The sequence below is a fragment of the Phormidesmis sp. 146-33 genome, from assembly GCF_052939515.1.
The window spans coordinates 1-17,908 of sequence record NZ_JBJPHU010000129.1 but is presented as its reverse complement, the minus strand read 5'-3'; the positions used below and the strand labels follow the sequence as shown (position 1 = coordinate 17,908).

19 protein-coding genes are annotated in these 17,908 nt (G+C 47.9%); 8 read left to right on the top strand and 11 right to left on the bottom strand.

All coding sequences use genetic code 11. The features are described 5' to 3' along the window. Positions 1–272: 272 nt before the first annotated feature. The 7 genes from ACJ2PR_RS30540 to ACJ2PR_RS30510 all read right to left on the bottom strand — a co-directional run bounded on the left by ACJ2PR_RS30540 (position 273) and on the right by ACJ2PR_RS30510 (position 6,735). Entirely contained in the window at positions 273–1,532 is a 1,260-nt protein-coding gene (locus tag ACJ2PR_RS30540) for a SufS family cysteine desulfurase (protein WP_446879811.1), read from the bottom strand. A 111-nt stretch (positions 1,533–1,643) separates the two neighbouring features. Then, entirely contained in the window at positions 1,644–2,981 is a 1,338-nt protein-coding gene (sufD, locus tag ACJ2PR_RS30535) for a Fe-S cluster assembly protein SufD (RefSeq protein WP_446879810.1), read from the bottom strand. Continuing rightward, complete coding sequence (gene sufC, locus ACJ2PR_RS30530; RefSeq protein WP_446860710.1) at positions 2,978–3,760, bottom strand: Fe-S cluster assembly ATPase SufC; 783 nt, start codon at positions 3,758–3,760, stop codon at positions 2,978–2,980. Before sufC ends, sufD begins: the two co-directional genes overlap by 4 nt. A 28-nt stretch (positions 3,761–3,788) precedes the next feature. Continuing rightward, positions 3,789–4,406, bottom strand: a complete 618-nt coding sequence (locus ACJ2PR_RS30525) for a restriction endonuclease subunit R (RefSeq protein ID WP_446879809.1) — start codon at positions 4,404–4,406, stop codon at positions 3,789–3,791. Positions 4,407–4,418: 12 nt separating this feature from the next. Beyond that, positions 4,419–4,835 (bottom strand): hypothetical protein, encoded by a 417-nt coding sequence (locus ACJ2PR_RS30520; RefSeq protein WP_446879808.1) that lies wholly within the window; start codon positions 4,833–4,835, stop codon positions 4,419–4,421. 7 nt (positions 4,836–4,842) lie between these two features. Continuing rightward, the gene (gene sufB, locus ACJ2PR_RS30515; protein WP_446879807.1) at positions 4,843–6,276 is read right to left on the bottom strand and encodes a Fe-S cluster assembly protein SufB; all 1,434 of its coding nucleotides are present in this window, start codon (positions 6,274–6,276) and stop codon (positions 4,843–4,845) included. A 96-nt stretch (positions 6,277–6,372) separates the two neighbouring features. Further along, positions 6,373–6,735, bottom strand: a complete 363-nt coding sequence (locus tag ACJ2PR_RS30510; RefSeq protein WP_446879806.1) for a ferredoxin thioredoxin reductase catalytic beta subunit — start codon at positions 6,733–6,735, stop codon at positions 6,373–6,375. 169 nt (positions 6,736–6,904) lie between these two features. On the opposite strand from ACJ2PR_RS30510, the gene sufR reads away from it, so the two are divergent. From sufR to ACJ2PR_RS30480, 6 genes are all read left to right on the top strand, one after another. After that, on the top strand, positions 6,905–7,546 hold the full coding sequence (gene sufR / locus ACJ2PR_RS30505) for an iron-sulfur cluster biosynthesis transcriptional regulator SufR (protein WP_446879805.1): 642 nt from the start codon (positions 6,905–6,907) through the stop codon (positions 7,544–7,546). Further along, positions 7,547–7,720, top strand: a complete 174-nt coding sequence (locus ACJ2PR_RS30500; RefSeq protein WP_446879804.1) for a hypothetical protein — start codon at positions 7,547–7,549, stop codon at positions 7,718–7,720. A 6-nt stretch (positions 7,721–7,726) separates the two neighbouring features. Continuing rightward, positions 7,727–8,149, top strand: coding sequence for a hypothetical protein (locus ACJ2PR_RS30495; RefSeq protein WP_446879803.1), 423 nt, complete (start codon positions 7,727–7,729; stop codon positions 8,147–8,149). Positions 8,150–8,188: 39 nt separating this feature from the next. Beyond that, positions 8,189–8,743, top strand: a complete 555-nt coding sequence (locus ACJ2PR_RS30490; RefSeq protein ID WP_446879802.1) for a shikimate kinase — start codon at positions 8,189–8,191, stop codon at positions 8,741–8,743. Positions 8,744–8,820: 77 nt separating this feature from the next. Further along, positions 8,821–9,201, top strand: a complete 381-nt coding sequence (locus ACJ2PR_RS30485; RefSeq protein ID WP_446879801.1) for a hypothetical protein — start codon at positions 8,821–8,823, stop codon at positions 9,199–9,201. Between the two features lie 139 nt (positions 9,202–9,340). Then, a complete protein-coding gene (locus ACJ2PR_RS30480; protein ID WP_446879800.1) occupies positions 9,341–9,919 on the top strand; it encodes a GUN4 domain-containing protein in 579 nt (192 codons plus the stop codon). A gap of 342 nt (positions 9,920–10,261) precedes the next feature. Here ACJ2PR_RS30480 and ACJ2PR_RS30475 read toward each other — a convergent pair whose 3' ends face one another. Next, on the bottom strand, positions 10,262–11,254 hold the full coding sequence (locus ACJ2PR_RS30475; protein WP_446879799.1) for an Hpt domain-containing protein: 993 nt from the start codon (positions 11,252–11,254) through the stop codon (positions 10,262–10,264). A gap of 682 nt (positions 11,255–11,936) precedes the next feature. Between ACJ2PR_RS30475 and ACJ2PR_RS30470 the strand changes: the two genes are divergently transcribed. Continuing rightward, on the top strand, positions 11,937–12,887 hold the full coding sequence (locus ACJ2PR_RS30470) for a type IV pilin-like G/H family protein (RefSeq protein ID WP_446879798.1): 951 nt from the start codon (positions 11,937–11,939) through the stop codon (positions 12,885–12,887). Between the two features lies 1 nt (position 12,888). On the opposite strand, the gene ACJ2PR_RS30465 is transcribed toward ACJ2PR_RS30470, so the two are convergent. The 3 genes from ACJ2PR_RS30465 to ACJ2PR_RS30455 form a co-directional block, all read right to left on the bottom strand. After that, entirely contained in the window at positions 12,889–13,413 is a 525-nt protein-coding gene (locus tag ACJ2PR_RS30465) for a DUF456 domain-containing protein (RefSeq protein WP_446860696.1), read from the bottom strand. A gap of 66 nt (positions 13,414–13,479) precedes the next feature. Then, positions 13,480–15,444 carry a phospholipid carrier-dependent glycosyltransferase gene (locus tag ACJ2PR_RS30460; RefSeq protein ID WP_446879797.1) on the bottom strand — a complete coding sequence of 655 codons (1,965 nt, stop codon included), beginning with the start codon at positions 15,442–15,444 and terminating at the stop codon, positions 13,480–13,482. Positions 15,445–15,616: 172 nt separating this feature from the next. Beyond that, the gene (locus ACJ2PR_RS30455; RefSeq protein ID WP_446860694.1) at positions 15,617–16,270 is read right to left on the bottom strand and encodes a cofactor assembly of complex C subunit B; all 654 of its coding nucleotides are present in this window, start codon (positions 16,268–16,270) and stop codon (positions 15,617–15,619) included. Between the two features lie 57 nt (positions 16,271–16,327). Here ACJ2PR_RS30455 and ACJ2PR_RS30450 point away from each other — a divergent pair, with 57 nt between their 5' ends. Further along, a complete protein-coding gene (locus ACJ2PR_RS30450; protein ID WP_446879796.1) occupies positions 16,328–17,644 on the top strand; it encodes a D-alanyl-D-alanine carboxypeptidase in 1,317 nt (438 codons plus the stop codon). Positions 17,645–17,908: the final 264 nt, after the last annotated feature.

Sequence of the window (17,908 nt, the reverse complement as noted above, 5' to 3'; positions counted from 1 at the left end):
CTGAAAAAGTTGCGCTTCCGGCTTGACATTCAAGATAATCGCTAAATCCCCCAAATTTGGGGGACTTTGAACGAGAGAAAGTTCTAGAGTTCAAAGAAATTATGCTGATTCAAAGTCCCTCAGAATGGGGGATTTAGGGGGCGAAGCGCTCAATAACGAAGCGAAAAAACTCCATCGAATTCACGTTAAATTAGAACGAATCCTGAGCGACCCCTTGCGGGTAACTCGAAGCGACCCCTAGCGGGTAACTCGAAGAGATCGCCCTTCAAATACTACCCAAATAGTCCGCCAAAAAACTCTACGGCTTCTTTGAGTGAGGTGATGAATACGTCAATCTCTTCGCGAGTGTTGTAGAAGTAGAGGCTGGCGCGTGCAGTCGATTGGGCTTTGAGATGACGGTGAAGCGGCTGTGTGCAGTGATGTCCCGCTCTGATGGCAACGCCTGCCTGATCCAAAATGGTAGACAAATCGTGAGGATGCACATCTCCAGCGGTGAAGGCGGCTAATGCGGCTCGTCCACTCCCGTTTGCTTTGGGCTGAGGGCCATAGATGCGGATCTCAGGAATTTCGCTCAACTGTTGAAACAAGTAAGCATTGAGTTCTTCTTCGTAAGCGTGAATCTTGTCCATGCCGATCGCACTCAAATAATCGACCGCAGCACCGAGTCCGATCGCTTCTGCAATCGCGGGCGTTCCGGCTTCGAATTTATGGGGCAGATCGGCGTAAGTCGCGTGATCCAAAAAGACATCGGCAATCATTTCGCCCCCGCCCAAAAAGGGAGGCATCGATCGCAGCAGATCCAATTTGCCGTAGAGGAATCCAATTCCCGTCGGCGCACACATTTTATGACCCGAAGCAACGAGCCAATCACAGTCCATTTCTTGCACGTCGATCGCCATATGCGGCACACTTTGACAGGCATCAATCAGCACTTTTGCACCAACTTTGTGAGCCTCCGCGCAAATCTCTTTAACAGGGTTGATACAGCTCAGCGTATTCGAGACATGCACGATCGAGACAATTTTGGTCTTGTCCGACAGCAGCGACTTGAACTGCTCAAAATCAAATTCTTCGGTCTCAGTCAACTCGACAAACTTCAATATCGCGCCCGTTCTCTGAGCCAAAAGCTGCCAGGGGATCAAATTACTATGATGCTCCATCACCGAGAGAATGATTTCATCTCCCTGACGCAGAGTCGAACCCCACGAATACGCCACCAGATTGATCGCTTCGCTGGCATTGCGAGTGTAGACAATCTCCTGACGAGAAGCGGCATTGATAAACGCAGCCACTTTGTCACGGGCACCTTCGTACCCATCGGTTGCGCGCGAACTTAGCGTATGAACGCCTCGATGCACATTGGCATTGTCATTTTCGTAATAATGACGCATCGCATTGAGAACCGCGATCGGCTTCTGTGACGTAGCAGCATTATCCAAATAAACCAGCGGTTTGCCGTGAATTTCCTGATGGAGAATCGGAAACTCAGAGCGGACTTTGGCAGCGATTGTTTTTTCTTGGGTGATAGTCATCTTGGCAGGGATGAGGGATGAGGGATGAGGGAGAGACTTGTAGACTCTGGACTTTAGACAAAGAGGTATTTATAGTCTTTAGTCTCTTGTCTTCGGTCTCTTGTCTTCGGTCTACAGACTTTGGGTGCGGATCAGGTCGGCTAGAGTTTTGCGAAGGGTGGCGATCGGGATCTCGTCAACCACTTCGATCGCGAAGGCGTAGGTCAGCAGTTTTTGAGCGTCGGTTTGGCTGAGTCCTCGACTCTGGAGGTAAAAAATCGCATCGTCTTCTAGCTGGCTGACCGTCGCACCGTGGGCGCATTTGACATTATCGGCAACAATTTCTAGCTGGGGCTTGGTGTCGATTCTGGCTTTGGGTGAGAGGAGAAGATTGCGGCTGAGTTGGGCTGCCTCCGTCAGTTGAGCCAGTTTGGGAACGAAGACTTTACCGTTAAAAATGGCATGAGCGCGATCGCCCACAATGCACTTGTTCACCTGATTACTTTTGCCGTAGGGCTTCGAGAAGGCAATCTTGCTGTGGGTGTCTCCGATTTGCTGACCATTGAGAACAGTCAAACCATTCAGCATCGTTTCGGTCTGTTCACCTGTCTGGTAAACCTCCAGATTGTGGCGAGAAATCTGAGCGCCCATGCTGACTGCGGTACAAGTGTAGCGAGAATCTCGCGCCTGAGACACTACCGTTTTGCCGATATGAAAGGCTGTTTCGCTGTCTCGCTGTACTCTAGTGTGCCGAACTTCCGCATTGTCTGCCAACCAGATTTCCGTCACCGGATTGGTGAAATACACACCCTCGCCCAGCGTCACATACTCTTCAATTAAGGTAACCTGGCTACCTGTTTCAGCAATCACCAAAACGCGAGGATGACTGATTTTTGGCGTTTCGCTTGTCGTGGTCACAGACAGAATTTGGATCGGCGTTTCGACAACTTGATTTTGGGGAATGTAGACGATCGCGCCATCTTTCAAGCTTGCGGTATTCAATGCCGTAAACACTTCTTCTGAGCCTGGCTGCATCGCTAAATAATCAGAAAGTGAAGGAATAAATTCCGCACCTGCGATTAAATTGCCAACCAAAACGCCATCAGGAAGATTATCGACAGCCGACAAGTCCGGTGCATAAAATCCGTTCACAAACACCAGCCGACTGTTAATCGTTTCAGGCAGCAAAAATGATTGAATTTCTGAAAAGCCAATGATCGACAAATCTGCCGTCTCAAAACTCACCTTCAACAGCGCCGACAAATCGGTAAATCGCCATTCTTCATCACGAGTGTTGGGGATTGCTAACTCTTGAACGATCGCACTGGCTCGATCGCGCACACAATTCAACAATGCCAGCTCAGAATCAGACCGCAGGTTGAGCAAATTTGATAGATAGGCGGAGCGATCGACTCTCGCTTTGAGCGTAGAGTTTGCGGTGTCAGACAGGGTGGAAACTTCAATGGTCATCGCGCTGCTGCCTCCTCTTCACGCACCCAATCATAGCCACGAGCTTCGAGTTCGTAAGCCAACTCTTTGCCACCTGTGGTGAGAATCCGACCGCCTTCCATCACATGCACAAAGTCAGGAATAATGTAATCCAAAAGTCGTTGATAGTGCGTGATCACCAGTGTTGCATTGTTGGGTGATTTGAGTTCATTTACCCCGTTGGCGACAATTTTTAGCGCATCAATATCTAGACCCGAATCAATCTCGTCAAGAATGCCTAACTTGGGTTCTAGCAGTGCCATTTGTAGAATTTCGTTGCGCTTTTTCTCACCGCCTGAGAAGCCTTCATTCACGCTACGACTAAGAAAAGAAGCATCCATTTTCAGCAGTTCAAGTTTAGACTGCACCAAATCATCAAAGTCAAAAGCGTCTAATTCTTCCAGCCCTTCGTGCTTGCGTTTGGCATTATATGAGACGCGCAAAAAATCGACGTTGCTGACCCCAGGAATTTCGAGTGGATATTGAAAGGCGAGAAACACACCCGATTTGGCGCGATCGTCCGGTGCCATTTCCAATAAATCCTGTCCTCGAAAGGTCACTTCGCCGCCCGTAATTTCGTAAGCGGGATGCCCAGCCAAAATTTTGGATAAGGTACTTTTTCCCGATCCGTTTGGCCCCATGATCGCGTGAATTTCGCCTGCTTTAATTTCCAGATTCAAGCCTTTAAGAATCTGAGTATCCTCTACGTTTGCAGTTAAATTACTAACCGACAAAATCACTTCACTATTGTCACTAATCACACTCTGACCTCTCTAATTTCATCGCTCACTACAACTGACCCAACCGCTTCATAATTTGCAGAACTGAATATAGTTCGTTCCCTTCATTCAAAATATTAAACCGATTAGACACCCCATACCGAGCAGGATTTTTTGACAGTTTGATAAAGCTAAAGTCAAGTCCATTAGTTAATAGTCCAAAACAAGGTTTTTCGGGTTCTGGATCTGCCAACATATAAGAAAGCAGTTGAGCTAAACCAACTTCAGGTGAGTAAGCAAACCCTTTAGACTCAATTACCAAAACCCAAAATCTTTCTTTCAGAACAATTAGATCAAGCTGTCCTCGAATGATAACCCCTTCGTCTTCACTAACAATTTCAGTCGATTGCTCTGCTCGAATGTGAAAGGGCGGCAGGAAGAAATCAGCCAGAAATAGTAGAGGCGATAAGACAGAGATTTGAACAGCTTTCTCCAAATAGGGAGGATACTGCATCAGGTTAAAAAAGCCTTCTCGAACTTTGTCTAAAAACTGCTTTTCCTGTTCATTGAGTTCAGACAAATCCTCATGCCATTCTGTGAAAAATTGTCGATCGCGTACCAGTTGCAGACCAAATTGGTCAATTAGATCGCGAATATTAATGGTTCTAGATTGTAGTATTTGAGTCATTGACGATCGACCTCACATCAGCATCATCCGAGCCACTTCTGAACTCTCAGGATTGACAATCAATCGTTCTCGCTTTGGATCGATCAACACGTCTAATCCTTCCATCGGGATCGCGCCTAACAAAACTTTGGTTGAGTCAGGAATCACCAGCGCTTCGACCAATGTACGTCGATTTTGAAAGCGAACCTCGATCGGCCCCACCACTTCAACCACGGCAATAGACCCACCTGCTAACTCGGCTTCGACATCTCGAACTTTCCTCAAATCCAGTTGCTCTTTGACAAACTCTGGAATAGCAAGCATGGTAGTGCGGCGATCGACGATCGCACTTACATTACAGCGCCGAATCTGACTTTCTGAGCGATAACCTTCGTGCACCAGAGCCAGATCCGCCCCGCAAATCAGTTCAATGTCAGCCTGTACAACCATGCTTGTCTTACCCCACAGACCCTTCGAGTTTGAGGCTGAGGAGACGATCTGCTTCGACAGCAAACTCCATCGGCAGTTGGTTAAACACATCCTTACAGAATCCGCTGATCATCATTGAGATCGCATCTTCGGGAGAAATGCCGCGCTGACTAAAGTAAAACAGTTGGTCTTCTCCAATCTTGGAAGTAGACGCTTCGTGTTCCACTTTGCCTGTGTTGTTTTGCACCTGGATGTAGGGGAAGGTGTTGGCTTGAGCATTGTCGCCAATCAGCATTGAGTCACACTGCGAATAGTTGCGCGCGCCCTTAGCGTTGGGATTGATCTTTACCAAACCGCGATAGCTGTTGCTCGATCGACCCGCCGAAATCCCTTTAGAAATAATCGTGCTGCGGGTGTTTTTGCCAACGTGGATCATCTTGGTTCCGGTGTCGGCTTGCTGGCAGTTGTTGGTCAGCGCTACAGAGTAGAATTCGCCAACGGAATTATCGCCAATCAGCACACAGCTCGGATACTTCCAGGTAATTGCAGAACCCGTCTCAACCTGCGTCCAGGAGATTTTGGAATTCACGCCCTGACACAATCCGCGCTTGGTGACAAAGTTGTAGATGCCGCCTTTGCCATTTACGTCGCCTGCGTACCAGTTCTGAACGGTGGAATACTTGATTTCAGCGTTGTCTAAAGCGACCAATTCGACAACCGCAGCATGGAGCTGATTGGTGTCAAACATCGGAGCCGTACAGCCTTCGAGATAGCTGACGTGACTACCTTCTTCGGCAACAATCAGCGTCCGTTCAAACTGTCCTGAGTCGCCGTTGTTGATCCGGAAGTAAGTAGACAACTCCATCGGGCACTTGACATCTTTGGGAATGTAGACAAACGAACCGTCACTAAACACGGCCGAATTGAGCGCCGCAAAGTAGTTATCCGCCACCGGAACCACACTGCCCAGATACTTTTTGATCAGATCGGGATGCTCTTTCACCGCTTCCGCAAACGAGCAGAAGATCACGCCCTCTTTCGCCAGCTTTTCTTTGAAGGTCGTAGCGATCGACACGCTATCAAAAATTGCATCTACGGCGACATTGCTCAACCGCTTTTGCTCAGACAGCGAAATCCCTAGCTTCTCAAACGTCGCCAGCATTTCGGGATCGACTTCTTCAAGGCTTTTCTTTTTCTCTTTGAGCTTAGGCGCAGAGTAGTAAACGATATCTTGATAATCGATCGCCGGATACCCCACATGGGCCCAATCTGGCTCGGTCATCTTTAACCATTGCCGATAAGCCTTGAGGCGAAACTCCAGCATAAATTCCGGCTCTTCTTTCTTAGCCGAGATCAACCGAACCATTTCTTCACTCAGCCCACGAGGAATCGTATCAGATTCGATATCCGTAACGAACCCATACTTATAAGGCTGATTAACTAGATTTTGGACTGCACTCATCGATCGTGTTCTCTTTGTAGTGAGGAAGGGCAAGGGGGAAGGGATGAAGGAGGAGGGATGAGGGATGAAAAATCTTCTGGTTCCCTCACCGCTTTTCTAACCGTGGTTGGTCGTGGCGCGAATTTCGTCAAAGGTGATATCTTGCTGGTCGCCTGCAAAGTCGTTGTCTGGAGTCAAAAACAGCATACAGTGACACTCTTTACGCTCTCGCATGGGGACACAGGGGCAGTTCCAATAAGCGGCGGCGACTTCGGCTTCTTTGTCCTCATAGTGACGACAGGGACAAAGGGGAGCGCCCAAGTCGTCTTTATGCTTGGCCAGTCCTTCGATCACGACGGCCGTCACGCTGAGATCGACGCAAAAATACGTCCCGGTGCGCTTGGCGTATTGCTCTGAGAAGTGCCTCATGGCTTCGAGACTTTTATCTGATGCTTGCGTGGTTTGAGTTTCTGTATTCATCTGTATTTATGAGCCAGAACGACAGTACATCCGATAAATTCTATAATTAAAACAACGCACTTGTTGCTTAACTTCATTGTAAGATACTTTAGAAACAATGATGTTGTCAAAGTCGATTTTTTCTGCCGCCCATCTTGCGATCGAGTGACCGTTACTTCTGGAACCTGGAATGACCACAACTCAACAACCCACGACGAAACAAGACATCCTGTACTACCTTTTGAAGCAGGTTCAGGCGACTGCCCAGGAATTGGCAGAGCAAGTGCAGGTGAGTCCGCAGGCGATTCGACGGCACCTCAAAGATCTGGAAGCCGAGGGGCTGATTTTGCATCAGACGGTGCAGACCAAGATGGGGCGACCCAGCCATGTCTATGAGTTGAGCCGAGAGGGGCGATCGCAGTTTCCCGATCGCTACGATGATTTTGCGGTGTCGCTGCTCGATACGCTGGCCGAGACGGTGGGGCGCGATCAGGTAAGTGCCATTCTTCGCAAACAGTGGGAGCGCAAGGGGCTGGAATATCGTCGGCGTTTGGGATCTGGCTGTCTTGCAGAGCGGGTCGCGGGCCTGGTCGAGTTGCGTCGGGCTGAGGGCTACATGGCAGAGTGTCACAAGGTCGAGTCAGGTGAAGACACTCAGTTTATTTTGACTGAATACAACTGCGCGATCTCTCACATTGCCGAATCGTTTCCGAGTGTCTGTGGGCATGAGTTAGAAATGTTTGAACTGGCGCTGCAAGATTGTCGAGTCGATCGGACTCACTGGCTCGTCAATGGTGAACATCGCTGTGGCTATTTAATTCAAGCAAAATGAATGTCTTACAGTGACTTTACGCTGAGAAGCGTCAAAAAAATGTTTGGATTGATGACGATCGAAGGGGGACGGTTTTTGCCTGAAACTCAGCCGATCGCTCCCAGCAGCTATCTTCAAGAAGCCTTGAATGAAGGGTTGCCATTAGCTATTGCTACCGGGTCAGAAAAAGCCTGATCGGAATTGCTGATCAGTCCTATTTTGGTTGAAGTGCGAAAACTGCTCGATCACAAAGTCAGCCTATTTTCGGGCGAAGATTTTACGGTTGCTCCAGAATTGGGATTGAGTGGAGTTTGTGATTTTCTGATTAGTCGATCCACTGAGCAAGTTTTGATCGAAGCGCCTGCCGTGATCGTGATTGAAGCTAAAAAAGGCGATCTCAAGCAGGGATTGGGGCAATGTGCAGCAGAAATGGTCGCGGCTCAAAAGTTTAATGCAGCAAACGAGATTCTGATCCCGACGATTTACGGTAGCGTCACGAGCGGGACTGCCTGGCGATTGATGAAATTAGACGATCAGACGCTGACGATCGACCTTCACGATTATGCCATTCCACCCGTCGATCACTTGCTCGGAATGCTGGTCTGGATGGTACAACAAGGTTAGAGGGCAACAGACTTGTAGAGTGAATGGTCACAGAAACGCATGAAGTCGGACATTATTCTCATTGGCGCGATCGGGTCGGGTAAGTCTACGATCGGAGAGCTTTTGGCAAAGCGGCTTAACGTTCCACAACACTCAATGGACGATTTGAGATTAAACTACTACAAAGAAATTGGCTACGACGAGGAATTGGCTAAGAAGAAGCGGGCGACTCAAGGCTTGTGGGGAGTGTATCAATACTGGAAGCCCTTTGAAGCTTATGCAGTTGAGCGGATACTTTCAGAACACCAGCACTGCGTCATCGATTTTGGAGCAGGTCACTCTGTTTATGAAGACGATATTCTGTTCCAACGAGTTCAACAGATCTTGGCACCGTACTCAAACGTAATTCTCCTGTTGCCGTCTCCTGATCTGGATGAATCGGTGCAAATTCTCAATAAACGAAATGAGTACGTGTCAGATGGCAATCCAAATCTCAATGAACATCTCATCAGGCACCCCTCAAACTACAAGCTGGCCAAGTATGTCATATACAGCAAGGGCAAAATGCCAGAAGAGATGTGTAATGAGATCCTAAGCTTGATAACGTTTAACTAAACCTGATTACAGCAGAAAATTTAACGCTAAATTGAATGATGTCGATCAAGTTTGCTCATCTCCATTCAAAGGTTTCTATGGAATCGAATACAGAATTTTTAACGCCCGAAGAATGTGCTGAAGTAGACAAAGCACTGCTGACTTCACGCGACAAATTTATGACGAGAGTGGCAATTTATTCACTACGATCGCTCAAACAAATCGCCCAACAATCCCGACAAGCGATCGCCGATCTACAAAATTCACAGATTGCCGAATGGGTTGCCAACGACCCCAGTTTGCAGCAGGGCATTGATCAAAATTTCAAAGGCTTTTTTACACAATTGACGATCGCCGCGCTCAAACCGTTAAATCAATCGGCAGCAGAATCAGGGGTGGCGATCGAAGACCTTACCGTTCCGCAAGTCGTCTCCTGGTTTGAGCAAGAAGCAAAACGTCGCCTTGAGCAAGGACTATAAAAATTTTAATAAAAGTTTTAATTATCACCCGTGTTTTCCTGATGACACAACTGAAATCTGTATCAATGTATACTGGCTTAGTTGCAGCAAGCAATGCAACGATCGTCACCATTGATTCAGCAAAGACGACACGTTAGACATGACAAAACAAACAGACCAGTCAAACGCTAGAGAATTGTTTCAAACACAATCTCTGCAATGCTGTGGTGATCAATTAACAACCGAGCAGAGTAATTCCTTTGATTCTGAAAACAAACCTAATTATCGAAGGCTACAAACCTTACTTCAAGCAGGCAATTGGAAGGAAGCAGACTACGAAACTTATCTAGCGATGCTGCGAGCGATCGGCTACTCAGAAGGAACTTGGATGCGACCTCAAGACTTAGATTGCTTTCCCTGCCAGGATTTGTGCCTGATCGATCGCCTGTGGGTTGAGTGGAGCGATCAACGATTTGGTTTCAGCATTCAACAGCGCATCTGGCACCAAGTTGGACAAGACTATCAAGTGTTTGGCGATCGAGTCGGCTGGCGCGTTGAGGGCCGCTGGATTGCTTATGACCATTTGACGTTTCGATCGTCCGCCCCTCTGGGACACTTTCCCTCTGGTTGGGTCAAAGACTGTAATTTAGAATCCTGTGTGGGGGGTTGCGGCTATGTGGGGTTTGAAGATCTGTTCGATCGTCTGGAGGCTTGTAGCAATTCACTAGTTTGCACCTGATCGAAACTTACTCTTTAAAGAGTCAAGTGTGATAGCTGCGGCAACCAATATTATTGGCAAACCTGCCTGTAGTGAATGAAGTGGCAACGGGAGCAAAATTGCTTGAAAGAACCAAGCAACTTCTAGGCAAGTCCTTGGTAATGTAATACCAACTTGATTTTTCTACAGCATCCTCCCTAATAAAGGTGGGATTTTCTAGTTCTCCACCTTGCCCAGGAGGGGTTGAGGGAGTCCAAGGAACTGTTGCACCTAAACAATCGTTTGGCATAAGACTCAATCCCGTTGCACAGCGACCCCTTGCGGGTAACGCGAAGAGAACGATCGCAGCGCGTCAAACAGACCCTACTGAATCGCTTTCATCAAAAACTCGGCAATCTCAATCAGTTCAGATTTGTTGAACACTTCTAGCAAGGTTCTGGCGGCGGCTCTTGGCTCTAAAGGAATCGACACCTGCTGTTTAGGCGCGGATTGTCTTCCGGGCTGGGCAGAGGTTTTTTGAGGTGCAGAGGTTTTTTGAGGTGCAGAGGGTTGAGGCGCAGAGACTAGGGGCACAGATTTGGGAGCCTGGGCAGGGACAATCAGCTTCTGTAAATTTTGACTCGCTAAAATCTCATCGACTCGGCCCGATACCAATAGATCGCTGGCTTGCTTGAGATCTCGAATCACGATCGGAGCCAACACCCCATAGGAATTTTTGGGCGCAGCGATCGCCCGTTGCGCGATTTGTAAAACCATCACCCAGGGTTTTGTCGTCGCATTGACCTGCATCAACCGATTACACAACCCTACAAGCTGCTGGCGACTTTTGGGCGAGTCTGCCTGTCTAAACAGGTGCAGCATTGCCTTAAGAATTGCATTAATCTGAGCCGTCGTATTAGACGCAAGTGCAGCTTTGCCAGACCCCTTCGCTTCTGCTTTCATCAGGGCGTGGAGATATTTCTGCAACTCGGTAAAGGTCGGCTCCGACGCAATCACCGCCTGTTGAGCCTCTTCTTCGCGCAGACCAAACGGCCCCTGTAGCGACTCGATGAGCGCTTTGAGCGTATCAAACCCCTTCAAAAAGAGATCTTCTAGCTTGGAGTCGATCTTGACCGGATGCTCTTTGAGATGTTTGAAGCAGTCTTCAAAATGGTGGGCGGTTCTTTGGATGCTGTCAAACCCCAACATGGCTGCCCCACCCTTGACTGAGTGAGCCGCTCGAAAGAGTTCATTCACCCGTTCTGAATCAGACATGGTGGCTTGAAGATTAACCAGTCCTTGCTCGATCGTGTCCAGGTGTTCTTTCGCTTCTTCGATAAAATAGCCGAGTATTTGCTGTTGCTTGACTGATTGCACTGCCCTGCTCCTGGCGTAACGAGTCGTGTTAAATGAGCGCAAAGGATGAGAATTGGTTCCTTGTACCGAGTGTTCCCAGATACTACGAGAACGGCACGAAGTATCGAGATGAGATTGGCGAAGACGAGCCGACCCAACGGCTACCCCACTGCTCAAAATGTTAGATCCAATTGAAATTAAATTCCTCGAAAATTTCACCCTGGCGATCGACAACTGCCATCTTGATCAAAGCCGTCGTCCACGTTTCTTAAGGTCAGTTCGATGAAATCTTGCACTGCGGTTACCAACTTAGACAGCTCCCTAAACCAGTTAGCGAGGGCGTTTGAACCGCAAACTTGGTCTGGAAACCGCCCGGAATTAGAGGTAGAAGCTCTGAATCTCGAAGCAAAAAAACTTTGTCAAACCCACATTTTTTAAGATTTCTGCTGCTTATCCCGAAAAGCATTGCTCAGAAGCGAACCATTTAAGATCAGGGTGAACGATTCTGATTGCAGTTTGAGACTTTGATGTAAATTGGGAGCAACCTGTTAAAGGCTCTGACGTGGACTCGCTCAGACTGGTTTAGCTTAACCCAAAATCGATCAAAGCTCTCGATCGACCTCCAAGCTGACTAGAAGGTGAGGCCCGTGCTTTGCAAAGAAAATCTTATGTCAAATTCCTCTTACTTCAAGAAGTTCTCTCAATGAATCAGCCGAACCTTCTAGAACTCGCCCGGCAAGGAGATGCCAACGCGATCGCCGCTTTGATGAATGCAGTTCTAGAACCGAAAGGAATCACCGCCAAAGCAAGTTTAGAGAACAGCTGTTTGTCTGTTTTTTTGGAGTCTGCAAAGACGCTCAATCAGCAGACGATGATGACCTTTATCCGGCGGGGGATTTTAGAACTGGGCACAGATGCGATTCAAACGGTCAAAGCTTCGGGACACAAAATTGGAGCGCGTTCTTTCTCGTGGGTCGCAGAATTTGAGGTGCGTCCGGCGGCGCTGCCAGAAACTCAGGTGGTCAATCTAGAAAAAGAGGTTGAGGAGCCTCAAGCGGTTGACGAGTCAGAGGAGTTTGCAGCAACGATCGAGCAAGAGATGAGCGACGATCGTCCGAGTCTCACGGTTTATCTCAAGGCTTATCTTGTTCCGACGCTGTTGGTGATTGTGGTGGCCTTTTTTGGCGGCGGTTTTGTGGCGCTAATTTCAACCTCAAAGTCGGGAAATCAAACCTCAGAGGGCGAGTCAGACCGTTCTTTTGCGGGCAGTCCGTCGCAGCCCCGATCGCCCCAACAAAAACAGCAGGCTGCCGAGAAGTACATTAAAGCCATGACGCAGGCTCAAGAGAAGTTTTATGCTCAAAACAAGCGATTTGCCAGCACGCTAGAAGAATTGGAGCGATCGGCTAATCTGATTTCACAAAGTTATGACTACACGTATCGCTCCAGAGTTTTGAATACCAATCGCGCTCAGGTGACGGCCGTTCCTAAACAAGCAGGCTTGAGCAGCTTTGTCGGAACTGTGATAGTGACCAGAGGCCAGACAACCCGTATCGTCTGCAAAACAAATCAGCCGACGATCGATGCGCCATCCATGCCCGAATTTTCTCAAAATCAACTGAAATGTCAGCCTTCGTCTTCTGAAGTGCCGTAAGTCAGGACGGAAAGACAAGGGGAAAAGTTGTGAATAGAAAAACGCCCACCGTCAGGAGGGCCAAAACGCCCTGGATCAGATTGCCAATCAGCGAACCAACGACGATGCCTACTCCGGCTTTGATGGCGATCGTGATGTCTTTGCGGTAGAGAAATTCGCCAACAATTGCGCCCACCAGCGGCCCGATGAGAATGCCGATGATCACGCCAATCGGGCCACTGATCGGAATCGTGGGTAAAAATCCCAAAATGCCAAGAATGAAGCCGACGATCGAGCCAATTTGTCCCCAGTTGCTTGCGCCTGCCTTCTTTGCACCCCAATAGGTCGCCAGAAAATCAATGCCAAGACTACACAGAAGAACGACGATCGCCACACTGAGGGCAATTGCGACGCTGCTAAAGCCGTTGACGGCTCCCCAAACCACAATGCCTGCCACAATCAAACTTGTCCCCGGAATGCCAGGAACCACCGCGCCGACGATGCCCACAACCATCAGGGCAACCAGTGACCAATAGAGAACAACCATGAGTCTATTTTGTAAAGCTGGCTAGTTGAGAATATTGCTTTCCACGAATACTCTCAGGGTAGCTTATCAACGGTCTGCCAGGGCTTGTCCCACGGGGGTAATCCGAAAAACAAGGGCAAGATCATCTTGATAAACCAGTTCAAATGCTTGGGGTTGGCTGGTCAGAGATTGAAGGTCAGCGGGAACTGCGCGAGTAAAGGGATCAAGGCTGATGGCGATGTAGTTGGGTTTAGCGTCTCGAATTACTTTCAGTCCGTTTTGGTATTTCCAATTCAATGAATCAAGCTGATACACGACACGATTACTAAAGGGAAATCCATAAAGTCCGTAGGGTCGCAATCCAATCGAATAAATAACTGTATTCGTAAGATTTTTCTGCACCCATTCGTAGACTTTACTAGGCTTTTCTCCGACTGGAAAGAAGATACCATCGTATCCAGGAAGCCCGATCGCAGGCTGATAAGAAAGCAGTTGAGAAGTTAATAAAATTGCGCCAATGAGGTTGATTCCGGTTAGAAACAGGGCGGTCGATCGTCGCTTTTGAGAAGTGTGTAGTCGGTCTAGAGAAAGCTGTTTTGTCCAGTTATTTAACCACTGAGCGATAAAATACAAACTCAAAATAAGAGTGACCGGAATGATTACAGCACTGTAGCGAATTTGAATTAAAAATAGCTGTCGATCGCCGATCAAAAATCCTGCTCCGCTGGGGGTGAGAATCAAGGCAAACAGAGCGATCGAGTTGAGTCCGGCGAGTAATTTTAGATTGAGGGAATGAGTCAGCGGCTTGAGCGTGGAGCGTGCGATCGTCACCGCAGTTATGCCCACACTAAACAGAAAAAAGATAAGCGAAAAGTTAAGCTGATAAAGGGCTGAATTGAATAAGTTTTTGGCAAGGCTCAACCCAACCGCCACTTCTAAAAAATCAGGCGATAACGTCCCAGCTTGAATTAAGTTTCTAAAGTACCAAAACCCACCCATTAATAGGGCTGGCAGAATGATAAAGCTTGATTCTAATCCTTTAGATTTTTGTGGATTGGATGGGAAGAAACGAGCGAAGAATAAGCATAAGAATCCGATTAGATAGAAAAGTCCGTTGGGCTTGGTGCCGATCGCGAATCCCAGGCTAGTTCCTGTTGACAAAAGCCAGCCTTTTCGATGTTCTGTTTGGCTTGCCTGCTGTAGCGACCAGATTGCCACTAATAACCAAAAGGTAAGGGTAATGTCATTTCGCCCAAAATCAACCAGCATTTCCTGAAGCGGAGGAAATAACAGGCAGCCTACCCAAAGTAGTAGAGTCCAACAGCCCAATTCAAACGGGGTTTTGTTGGGTAAAACTGACTTGAGCAGTAGCGTGGATGCGAGAAGAACTCCCAGGCTAATTGAAGCGGCCGTCATGCCCAGGAGACTATCTGATTTGAGGGGTAAAAAACTCCAAATCTGTAATAATTCATTGCCTCCAGGGTAGCCGCCAAAGGTTCCTTTAAGATCCCACAAACTGCCTGTTTGCAAATAGTTCAAAACATTGGGTAAGTGATAGCTAACGACATCCCAACTGAGTGGGTGAACTCGAAAAATCTGAATCAGCCATTCTGATAGAAATGGATAGAGCGGAATGAAAAGAATGAGCGCGATCGCCCCCAAAACAATCGTTCCAAACTGGCTAATTTGAATGGGGTTAGCTTGATCAATTTCTTCAATGGATTTTGCTCTTTTATATAGCTTTCTGCTAACTAGAAGTGAAACTAGTCCTGCTAAAATTGCTCCTAAACAAAGGCTGATTGGATTCAAAAAATTGAGAATTCCTAAAACTAATTCAACGACGCTAATTTGAATCAAAAATAAGTATAAATAAGCCAACGCACCAGAAACAGGCTGATAGCGAAAAACCCAACTTGCTGTAAACCAGGCAGGCAGAGAGAGCGCGATACAGGCAAGCAAAAAAGAGAAGTTAGCAAGCATGACTTTTATGGCTGAATGCACATAACAAAGTTTACAGCCGATCGCTGGTTTCACTAAATATTCAATTAACATCAATTCGATGAAGTTTTTTCGCTGCGTTGTTTAGCGCTTCTGCCTCTCAACCCCTCAACTTTGGGAAATTTTTAGATCAGAGCCCCAGTTCAAAGTCCCTGACTTGTGGGGGATTTAGGGGGCTGCCCAGATTAATGACCGTAGCGAAAGATTTCATCAAATTCACGTTTAATCAAGCGACTTCTAAATGCTGACTGAGCGTATTATCGAGTTTTTCAGCGATCGCTGCCACCCAGTTTTCGTCCTGTTTGGTGTAGCTGCGTGGAGCATTTGCGCCCAAAATTAGCACGCCATCGGTGCCGATCGGTTGACAAATCACTCCTTGGGTGTTTTCGGGCAGGTAATCAAACTCAATTCGTCCGGGGTAGACGCTGAGAGCCACCAGATACACAGGTTTATGTTTGTCTAGCACACGCTGTAAAATGGCTCCTGGCTTCACTTCTGAGTTGGGACTGAGAATTCCTCGCCGGAGTAAAACTTGATTTTTGTAGAGAATGACGATCGACTTAGTAACTGTATTCGTCAGCAGCAAATGAGACGACCAGGCAAGCTCAGTTTTGATGGAATCAGGCAGATCAGGCGCAAGCTCAAACCCTTCTTCACCAACAAGTTGAACGCTTTCTGGAGTTCTCGGCTGTACTTGCTGCCACAGCAGACCTGTCAAAATCAAGACGGCACTAATGATCACACACAGCGCATCCGATCGCGCCTGAGAATCTGTCAAAGTCGGTGTAAAAAAGCGGTTGGTGAGCAGTAAAATGCCTGCTATCACGCCTACAACGATCGGCATCTGCCGCAGAACTTCATTTTGGTCGGGTTTTGCCATTGGTCAACACTCGAAGCGCTCTATTCCCATTCTTAACATCTTGACAGGAGACGCGGCTTGCTGGAACTCTTTAGCTCTGGATTGGTTTCTCTTTGGCTAAACATGGCAGGAATGCCAGACACATTTAACCCTTTGGAGGCAAACGTTCAAGAACTCCCCTGGCTGACGAATGCCTCTGATCCCGCTGCCGATCGGGTGTTGAAACAGTACCTCAAACAGCTTGAAAGTCAGGGATTAAGCCATACGACGCAAGGGATCTGGTTTCAATCAGGTTCGACTTTATTAGCCAGCAACCAGGGAACGACTGCTCTACCCGCCGCCTCTCTGACCAAAATTGCTACCTCGTTAGCGGCTCTACAAACCTGGGGCACCGATCACCAGTTTGAAACGTTGATCACGGCGACTGGCTCGATCAAGAACGGCGTTCTGAAAGGCGATTTGGTGATTCAAGGCGGCGGCGATCCCCGGTTTGTGTTTGAGGAAGCGATCGCGCTTGGCAACGCACTCAATAAAATTGGCATCACTCGCATTGTGGGTAATTTGCTCGTCACACACAACTTCATGATGAGTTTCAATGATGATCCTGTGGAGTCAGGCAAATTGCTCAAACAGGTGCTCTCTCCTAAAGATTGGGACGAAGATGCTAGTTACGAATATGCCTTACTGCCCGAAGGAACGCGCAAACCAACGGTGAAGATCGCGGGTACCGTTCGTCAGATCTCCAGCGCAAAAGTTGAAACGACCCCCAATCAAACTTTATTGATGCGGCACCGATCGCTGCCTTTGATCGATCTGCTCAAAGACATGAATATTCACAGCAATAATGAGATGTCTCAAATGCTGGCAGACAATTTGGGAGGCGTTTCGGCGACGATTCAGAAAGCGATGACGACGGCCGAGATTCCTCCTCAAGAGATTCAGTTAGTGAATGGGTCGGGACTGAGTACGGCAAATCGAATTTCTCCTCATGCGGCTTGTGCGATGTTGGCGGCGATCGACCGTTATCTTCACCCGCGCAATTTGACGATCGCCGATCTCTTTCCGGTTTCTGGTATTGATAGCTGGGATACGACCCTCGAAGGTCGCGAGATTCCTCAAGCAGCAGTCGTCAAGACAGGAACGTTGAATGAGGTGAGTGCTTTGGCAGGCGTATTGCCGACGCGCGATCGCGGCTATGTCTGGTTTGCCATCATCAATCGCGGCACTGACATTTCCAATTTGCGAAAACAACAGGATGTCTTGCTGCAAACGTTGCAAAAACAGTGGGGTGGTCAGGCGGTTGGGGTGAAAGCGATCGAGCCAAGTTCCTGGATTGGGATGCGGCAAGCAACGCTAGGAGCCTCTGTGCGAAACGAAATTGTGTATGGGGGTTAGCTACCAATAAGGCGGAAGCGGCAATAGTTGACTGCATTCTCGCAGATGAGTGGTGGGCTGTATTACTGAATGATTTGAGTGCGATTGGCTTTGAATTGGTTAAATCTTTGGATAAACCCCAGTTGCCGACGTTAGAGAAATTAGTCAAGCAACCCAGTTAGAATGTTGACCAGCATTTCTAACGCTTTGGGGACGCGATATGGCTTTATCCCAAATCCACTAGTTACTGATACAGATCCTCGCCCCCTAAATCCCCCAGTTTGG

Excerpts from the sequence above, each read along its gene's own strand:
- ACJ2PR_RS30540 (WP_446879811.1), bottom strand. The coding sequence starts at position 1,532 with ATGACTATCACCCAAGAAAAAACAATCGCTGCCAAAGTCCGCTCTGAG.
- sufD (WP_446879810.1), bottom strand. The coding sequence starts at position 2,981 with ATGACCATTGAAGTTTCCACCCTGTCTGACACCGCAAACTCTACGCTC.
- ACJ2PR_RS30525 (WP_446879809.1), bottom strand. The coding sequence starts at position 4,406 with ATGACTCAAATACTACAATCTAGAACCATTAATATTCGCGATCTAATT.
- ACJ2PR_RS30520 (WP_446879808.1), bottom strand. The coding sequence starts at position 4,835 with ATGGTTGTACAGGCTGACATTGAACTGATTTGCGGGGCGGATCTGGCT.
- sufB (WP_446879807.1), bottom strand. The coding sequence starts at position 6,276 with ATGAGTGCAGTCCAAAATCTAGTTAATCAGCCTTATAAGTATGGGTTC.
- ACJ2PR_RS30510 (WP_446879806.1), bottom strand. The coding sequence starts at position 6,735 with ATGAATACAGAAACTCAAACCACGCAAGCATCAGATAAAAGTCTCGAA.
- sufR (WP_446879805.1), top strand. The coding sequence starts at position 6,905 with ATGACCACAACTCAACAACCCACGACGAAACAAGACATCCTGTACTAC.
- ACJ2PR_RS30500 (WP_446879804.1), top strand. The coding sequence starts at position 7,547 with ATGTCTTACAGTGACTTTACGCTGAGAAGCGTCAAAAAAATGTTTGGA.
- ACJ2PR_RS30490 (WP_446879802.1), top strand. The coding sequence starts at position 8,189 with ATGAAGTCGGACATTATTCTCATTGGCGCGATCGGGTCGGGTAAGTCT.
- ACJ2PR_RS30485 (WP_446879801.1), top strand. The coding sequence starts at position 8,821 with ATGGAATCGAATACAGAATTTTTAACGCCCGAAGAATGTGCTGAAGTA.
- ACJ2PR_RS30480 (WP_446879800.1), top strand. The coding sequence starts at position 9,341 with ATGACAAAACAAACAGACCAGTCAAACGCTAGAGAATTGTTTCAAACA.
- ACJ2PR_RS30470 (WP_446879798.1), top strand. The coding sequence starts at position 11,937 with ATGAATCAGCCGAACCTTCTAGAACTCGCCCGGCAAGGAGATGCCAAC.
- ACJ2PR_RS30465 (WP_446860696.1), bottom strand. The coding sequence starts at position 13,413 with ATGGTTGTTCTCTATTGGTCACTGGTTGCCCTGATGGTTGTGGGCATC.
- ACJ2PR_RS30460 (WP_446879797.1), bottom strand. The coding sequence starts at position 15,444 with ATGTTAATTGAATATTTAGTGAAACCAGCGATCGGCTGTAAACTTTGT.
- ACJ2PR_RS30455 (WP_446860694.1), bottom strand. The coding sequence starts at position 16,270 with ATGGCAAAACCCGACCAAAATGAAGTTCTGCGGCAGATGCCGATCGTT.